Genomic DNA, 6,420 nt, shown 5'->3' with positions numbered 1-6,420 from the left:
GGAAGTACGGGAGCAACAGGAAACACGGGAGCAACGGGAAGTACGGGAGCGACAGGAGGAACGGGAGCAACAGGAAGTACGGGAGCAACAGGAAACACGGGAGCAACGGGAAATACGGGTCCGACAGGAGAAACGGGAGCAACAGGAAGTACGGGATTGACCGGAGTCACTGGAGTAAGTATAACCGCAACGTATGCATTTGCGAATAATACGTCAGGAAGTAGTATAGGGGCTGGTGCAGATGTTAATGTACCGAATAACCAGAATATAGGTTCAGGAATAACAGTTGATGGTACAAATACTATATTTACAGTTGCAAATGCAGGGAATTATTATATAGCCTATACAATCAATTTAACAGCTGCTGTAGTTGTGGGGGCTCGTATAACTGTAAATGGAAGCCCGCTTGCTGGAACGATAAATTCTTCTTTAGTAGGTGTGAGTTCATTGAATGCGACTATTATTACTAGTTTGCCTGCCGGAGCCGCTATTAGCTTGCAATTATCTGGATTACTTGGAGTTACATTATCCACGACAGCACCAGGGGCTACTTTAACGATTATTAGACTAAGTTAATAAGTAGAAAACCTTGGAAGCTTTTATGTTTCAAGGTTTTTTATACAGTTATTTGCGGATAAGTCTTGCTAATCAGAGGAAATGGATACATTTCTACAAATGAAAGTTTCACTTTATTCACTTGAGCAAAAACATCGCAGTTCGAAAATATATTATAATAGAATGAAAAGAGAAAAAATTGGCAGAAAGGGAGGGTGGCGATGCAGGAGAAGGTTAAAGATTTTTTTGGACGCCCACTTCAAGATTTACGTATATCTGTTATTGATCGTTGCAATTTTAGATGTACATATTGTATGCCAGCAGAAGTGTTTGGGCCTGATTATGCTTTTTTGAAAGATGAGTTTTTATTGACGTTTGATGAAATTGAGCGTTTGGCAAAACTATTCGTTAGTATCGGTGTACGGAAAATTAGACTTACCGGTGGCGAGCCACTACTTCGTAAAGATGTAACGAAACTTATCGCGCGTCTCGTGAAAATTGATGGGCTAGTAGATATAGGATTAACGACAAATGCCATTCATTTAACGAAACAAGCGAAGGCATTAAAAGAAGCTGGATTACATAGAGTAAACGTTAGTTTAGATGCAATAGATGATGATGTATTTAGGGATATTAATGGCCGGAATGTCAATACGAAACCTGTTATTAAAGGAATTATGGCTGCGAAAGAGGTGGGGCTGGAAGTAAAGGTAAATATGGTTGTGAAAAAAGGGATGAATGATCATCAAGTACTGCCGATGGCCGCGTATTTTAAAGAACAAGGAATTTCGCTTAGATTCATTGAGTTTATGGATGTTGGTAGTACGAATGGGTGGAATTTTGATCAAGTCATTACAAAACGAGAATTAATTGAGATGATTCATGAGGTATATCCACTCGAGCCGGCTGAAGCGCATTATTTCGGCGAAGTTGCGAAACGATATCGGTATGTTGGAACAAATGTAGAGGTCGGTTTTATTACCTCTGTTTCTGAGTCGTTTTGTTCGTCTTGTACGAGAGCGAGAATTTCGGCTGATGGAAAGTTTTATACTTGCTTGTTTGCGACAGAAGGATTGGATATAAGAGAACTTCTTAGAAATAATCTTTCAGATGAAGGGTTATTACATGCTATACAAGATGTATGGATGAATAGAAAAGATAGATATTCAGATGAGCGGACAGAAGAAAGTGCAACAAATCGTCCGAAAATTGAAATGTCGTATATAGGAGGATAAGAAAGGGGGCTATCGTATGCAGGAGCGATATTCAAGACAAATATTATTTCCTGGTGTTGGAGAAGAAGGGCAGCGAAAAATAAAAGAGAAGCATGTGCTTATTATCGGCGCTGGTGCTCTTGGTGCGGCGAATGCAGAAGCAATTGTTAGAGCAGGTGTTGGAAAAGTAACGATTGCTGATCGTGATTATGTAGAATGGAGCAATTTACAAAGGCAACAATTATATACCGAAGAAGATGCAAAGCAGTATAAACCGAAGGCTATAGCGGCAGCAGAACATTTAAAAGCGATTAATTCTGAGGTGGAAATAAATCCGATTGTAACGGATGTAACGGTGCAAGAAATGGAAGAGCTAGTGAATGATGTAGATTTAATATTAGATGCGACAGATAATTTTGAAACGCGTCTTCTTATTAATGATATTTCACAGAAGTATAATGTTCCATGGATATATGGTGGTTGTGTCGGAAGTTACGGCGTGACGTATACAATTTTACCAGGAAAAACACCGTGTTTCCGCTGTTTAATGGAACATCCAGCGAGCGGAGCAACATGTGATACAGCCGGTATTATACAGCCAGCGGTACAATTAGTAGTAGCGCATCAAATAACGGAAGCATTGAAAATATTAGTAGAAGACTTTGGCGCGCTTCGTGAAACGATGTTATCGTTTGATCTTTGGAATAATCAGCAGATGGCATTTAAAGTGAATAGGCAGAAGAAAGATACGTGTTTATCTTGTGGAAGATTACGTACATACCCGAGTTTAACATTTGAAGCACAAACAAAAACAGAAGTGTTATGTGGGCGAAATACAGTACAAATTCGTCCAGGTGTGCGAAATGAATTTAATTTAGAAGAAATTAAAAAGCGCTTACAAAGAATTGTGGATGTAAAAACTACTCCGTATTTATTATCGTTTCCAGTGGAGGAATTTCGTTTTGTTTTATTTACAGATGGCAGGGCGTTTATTCATGGAACGAACGATATGAATGTAGCAAAACGTTTATACGCAAGATATATAGGTTGAACCTAAAGGGAATCCTTTAGGTTCAACGGAGAAAGTCTTAAGATTTTCTTGTATAATCTCCACTTTTTCCACCTGTTTTTTCAAGTAAGTATGTTTCGCCAATGATCATACCTTTATCAACAGCTTTACACATATCATACACAGTAAGAGCGGTAGCGGAAGCAGCAGTTAAAGCTTCCATTTCAACACCGGTGCTACCTTCCGTTTTAACTTTTACTTCAATGAGTAATCGGTATTGTTCTTCTAATTGTTTCCAATCGAACGAAACATCAACACCTTTTAATAATAAAGGGTGGCACATTGGGATAATATCAGAAGTACGTTTCGCAGCCATAATACCTGCGATTTGTGCAACCGCTAATACGTCACCCTTTCCAATTTCATTGTGAGAGATTTTATCGTAAATTTCTTTCGTAACGACGATACTAGAGCACGCAATTGCTGTTCGAACGGTTGCCTTTTTCTCGCTTATATCAACCATTTTTGCGCGGCCCTGGTCGTTGAAATGTGTGAATGAAGACATGGAATTCCTCCTTGAAGTAATTTCTATTTAATACATAAAGTTTAATCGAGATAAAAAAAATTGCAAATATGGGGTGAGAAGTGATGGTAGAAAGAAGAACTCCAATTCAAGTTGCCGAGGCAGTAGAGCGAGTAATGGAATATGCGAAACATGGCGAAATAGAATCGGTTTCTATTGCGGAAAGTTACGAGAGAATTCTGGGGGAAGATGTTATCTCAGATCATGACGTTCCTCATTTTGACCGTTCTCCTTACGATGGTTTTGCCATTCGAGCAGAAGATACGAAAGAAGCAAGTCAGGAGAATCCAGTTACATTTGAAGTAATAGGCGAAATCGGAGCGGGGTCTGTTTTTCTAGAAGAAGTAGGATCTTTTAAAGCGGTTCGTATTATGACAGGAGCAGCTATTCCAGCAGATTGTAATGCAGTCGTAATGCTAGAATTGACGGAAGGATTCGAGCAGAACGGAAAAACATATATGAAGTTAAAGCGTCCTTTTAATAGTGGTGATAACGTGTCATTTAAAGGAGAAGATATAAAACAAAATCAAGTTCTCGTTAAGAAAGGTGTTGCAATCAATCCTGGTGTTGCGGCCCTATTAGCGACGTTTGGATATAGTACGGTGAAAGTTGTAAAACAGCCTGTTGTCGGTATTGTGACGACAGGAAGTGAATTGTTAGAAGTACATGAGCCGTTAGAGCCAGGGAAAATTAAAAATAGTAACTCTTATATGATTGCCGCTCAAATTATGAAAGCTGGCGGGAAAGTTCGGTATTATGGTCAACTTGCCGATGAGTTAGATGCATGTTTTAAAGCTGTTCAATCGGCGATGGATGAGGTCGACATTTTAATTACGACAGGCGGTGTGTCGGTAGGAGATTATGACTACTTGCCAGCTATTTATGAAAGATTACAGGCGCATGTACTTTTTAATAAAATAGCGATGAGACCAGGAAGTGTAACGACAGTAGCTGAAGTTGATGGAAAGTTACTTTTCGGTTTATCAGGAAATCCTTCAGCTTGTTATGTAGGCTTTGAATTATTTGTACATCCAATTATAAAAACATATTTGTATGCGAAGGAACCTCATGTATATAGAGCAGATGCTGTTTTACAAAAAGATTTTCCAAAGCCTAATCCGTTTACTCGTTTTGTAAGAGCAAACGTTACAATCGCGGATGGGGCATTACACGCGATGCCGGTTGGTTTAGATAAATCGAGTGCGGTATCTTCACTTGCCGATGCGAATGCTTTTATCGTATTGCCTGGAGGAACGAGAGGATTTGAAGCAGGGATGAAAGTATCTGTATTATTGTTAGAGCACGCCGAGGGATGTGATTGGCCATGGGCAAAGCCTCTTCAATCTTACAAATAGTAGGGTATCAAAATAGCGGGAAAACAACACTTGTCGAGAAAGTTGTGCATGCATTAGCAGAAAGTGAAATGAAGGTTGCTACAATTAAACACCACGGGCACGGAGGTTTTCCAGAAGTAGCACAAAAAGATAGTGAAAGACATCGTAAAGCTGGTGCAGTTGTAAGTAGTGTAGAAGGGGCTGGATTACTTTCGCTTTCTTCGCTAAAAGAGGAATGGTCCTTGCAAGAAATTATTCGTTTATATGAGTTTTTTGAAGTGGATACGATTTTAATAGAGGGCTATAAAAAAGAGAAATATCCGAAAGTAGTGTTACTTCGTTCTGCGGAAGACATTGAACTTTTACATAAAGTAGAAAATATAGTAGCGGTTATTGTGTGGCATGATGTTCCAAAAAGCATACGAGAAGAATATAAAGTATTTCATATAACAGAAGAAAAGTTGTATATAGACTGGTTTTTACAAACGGTTAGGAGTATAAAATGACAAATACGTATTATGAAGTAATTGATACTGAAATCTCGATTGAAGAGGTAGCTCAGAAGGTAATTCGTCGTGAATGCGGTGCTGTTACAACATTTATCGGAACGGTTAGAGAGTTTACGAAAGGGCGCCGTACATTATATTTAGAATATGTTGCTTATAAAACGATGGCGGAAAAGATGCTACAGAAAATTGGCTCAGAAGTGAAAGAGAAGTGGCCAGGTACACACGTTGCTATTACACATCGCATCGGTACACTGCAAATTTCTGATATCGCGGTTGTTGTCGCTGTTTCAACGCCGCACCGTAAAGCAGCTTATGAAGCGAATGAATATATTATGGAACGTATAAAACAAATTGTTCCGATTTGGAAAAAGGAATTTTGGGAGGATGGTGACTCGTGGATTGGTGATCAATTAGAAAAAACGCCATATCCAGCGGGAGAGCCTGGGAAGGAGTTATAAGTATGATTCGAGTATTGTTATTTGCACACTTGCAAGAAGAGGCAGGAACAAGTGAATTACAAATAGAGAAAGAAAATATTACGGTCACGCAGTTAAAAGATATTGTTGCTAAAGAGTATAATGTACCGGTGTCAGCACCAATTATGGTTGCAATTAATGAAGAATATGCAAATGAAGATGATATGATTCAATCTGGTGATGTTGTTGCACTCATACCACCAGTGAGCGGTGGCTAATATTGGATTCATTAAAACGACTTTCCTACATAGGGAAAGTCGTTTTTTTATGGCAGTTTTGAGAACACTAATCTATAGAACAAGGAGGGAACTATGAAAAAAATATGTGTAGTTATGACAATGCTATGTGCAGCCTTTTTCTCTTCTCCAAGTGATTCTTTCGCGAAAGAATCAAGAGAACAACTTTTAGAGAGTGCATTATTAAATAGGTACTATTCAGTTATTAGACAAGCGACAGAAGATCAATATGAATGTGCTTCAGTTATAAATATAAAGCGTCTCGGCAAGAAAGATGAGTTCGTTCCTAGATATGAAGTGACGCTACAATTCCTTACATTTCAAGGAGCACATAATCCGCCGAACGATAAAGTTACGCTTACTTTGGAAGATCATTTAGATCACGTAAAGATAAAAAAAGTGGAGCGAGAAAAGAATGTTTCTGGTGCTATTGCAGAAAAGATTTGTGAACGTGAAAAAGAAAAAATAAAAGCTCACTCTAATGACTTAGAGTGATAACCTATG

9 protein-coding genes are annotated in these 6,420 nt (G+C 38.7%); 8 read left to right on the top strand and 1 reads right to left on the bottom strand.

Annotated features, from left to right (window positions below; all coding sequences use genetic code 11):
- The 3 genes from DN410_RS24005 to DN410_RS23990 all read left to right on the top strand — a co-directional run.
- The coding region (locus tag DN410_RS24005) for a BclA C-terminal domain-containing protein (RefSeq protein WP_472926187.1) at positions 1–576 on the top strand (576 nt) is incomplete at its 5' end.
- A 200-nt stretch (positions 577–776) separates the two neighbouring features.
- On the top strand, positions 777–1,790 hold the full coding sequence (gene moaA / locus DN410_RS23995; RefSeq protein WP_149178335.1) for a GTP 3',8-cyclase MoaA: 1,014 nt from the start codon (positions 777–779) through the stop codon (positions 1,788–1,790).
- Between the two features lie 16 nt (positions 1,791–1,806).
- The gene (locus DN410_RS23990; RefSeq protein WP_149178334.1) at positions 1,807–2,820 is read left to right on the top strand and encodes a molybdopterin-synthase adenylyltransferase MoeB; all 1,014 of its coding nucleotides are present in this window, start codon (positions 1,807–1,809) and stop codon (positions 2,818–2,820) included.
- 37 nt (positions 2,821–2,857) lie between these two features.
- On the opposite strand, the gene moaC is transcribed toward DN410_RS23990, so the two are convergent.
- The gene (gene moaC, locus DN410_RS23985; RefSeq protein ID WP_000094158.1) at positions 2,858–3,343 is read right to left on the bottom strand and encodes a cyclic pyranopterin monophosphate synthase MoaC; all 486 of its coding nucleotides are present in this window, start codon (positions 3,341–3,343) and stop codon (positions 2,858–2,860) included.
- A gap of 83 nt (positions 3,344–3,426) precedes the next feature.
- On the opposite strand from moaC, the gene DN410_RS23980 reads away from it, so the two are divergent.
- The 5 genes from DN410_RS23980 to DN410_RS23960 all read left to right on the top strand — a co-directional run bounded on the left by DN410_RS23980 (position 3,427) and on the right by DN410_RS23960 (position 6,411).
- Positions 3,427–4,716: a molybdopterin molybdotransferase MoeA gene (locus tag DN410_RS23980; protein ID WP_149178333.1), complete on the top strand. Its 1,290-nt coding sequence runs from the start codon at positions 3,427–3,429 to the stop codon at positions 4,714–4,716.
- The gene (gene mobB / locus DN410_RS23975; RefSeq protein ID WP_304520148.1) at positions 4,686–5,201 is read left to right on the top strand and encodes a molybdopterin-guanine dinucleotide biosynthesis protein B; all 516 of its coding nucleotides are present in this window, start codon (positions 4,686–4,688) and stop codon (positions 5,199–5,201) included. The genes DN410_RS23980 and mobB overlap by 31 nt, the downstream gene beginning before the upstream one ends.
- A complete protein-coding gene (gene moaE / locus DN410_RS23970; protein WP_071710034.1) occupies positions 5,198–5,662 on the top strand; it encodes a molybdopterin synthase catalytic subunit MoaE in 465 nt (154 codons plus the stop codon). The genes mobB and moaE overlap by 4 nt, the downstream gene beginning before the upstream one ends.
- 2 nt (positions 5,663–5,664) lie before the next feature.
- Positions 5,665–5,898: a molybdopterin converting factor subunit 1 gene (moaD, locus tag DN410_RS23965; protein ID WP_071710035.1), complete on the top strand. Its 234-nt coding sequence runs from the start codon at positions 5,665–5,667 to the stop codon at positions 5,896–5,898.
- A gap of 93 nt (positions 5,899–5,991) precedes the next feature.
- Positions 5,992–6,411 (top strand): DUF3888 domain-containing protein, encoded by a 420-nt coding sequence (locus DN410_RS23960; RefSeq protein WP_149178331.1) that lies wholly within the window; start codon positions 5,992–5,994, stop codon positions 6,409–6,411.
- Positions 6,412–6,420: the final 9 nt, after the last annotated feature.

The organism is Bacillus sp. SH5-2, from assembly GCF_008368905.1.
GTDB lineage: Bacteria > Bacillota > Bacilli > Bacillales > Bacillaceae_G > Bacillus_A > Bacillus_A luti.
The sequence above is the reverse complement of the archived record's forward strand: the minus strand, read 5'-3'. Positions and strand labels throughout refer to the sequence as shown.

What these genes read in the sequence shown, in the direction of transcription:
- moaA (WP_149178335.1), top strand. Translation starts at nt 777, where the DNA reads ATGCAGGAGAAGGTTAAAGATTTTTTTGGACGCCCACTTCAAGATTTA.
- DN410_RS23990 (WP_149178334.1), top strand. Translation starts at nt 1,807, where the DNA reads ATGCAGGAGCGATATTCAAGACAAATATTATTTCCTGGTGTTGGAGAA.
- moaC (WP_000094158.1), bottom strand. Translation starts at nt 3,343, where the DNA reads ATGTCTTCATTCACACATTTCAACGACCAGGGCCGCGCAAAAATGGTT.
- DN410_RS23980 (WP_149178333.1), top strand. Translation starts at nt 3,427, where the DNA reads ATGGTAGAAAGAAGAACTCCAATTCAAGTTGCCGAGGCAGTAGAGCGA.
- mobB (WP_304520148.1), top strand. Translation starts at nt 4,686, where the DNA reads ATGGGCAAAGCCTCTTCAATCTTACAAATAGTAGGGTATCAAAATAGC.
- moaE (WP_071710034.1), top strand. Translation starts at nt 5,198, where the DNA reads ATGACAAATACGTATTATGAAGTAATTGATACTGAAATCTCGATTGAA.
- moaD (WP_071710035.1), top strand. Translation starts at nt 5,665, where the DNA reads ATGATTCGAGTATTGTTATTTGCACACTTGCAAGAAGAGGCAGGAACA.
- DN410_RS23960 (WP_149178331.1), top strand. Translation starts at nt 5,992, where the DNA reads ATGAAAAAAATATGTGTAGTTATGACAATGCTATGTGCAGCCTTTTTC.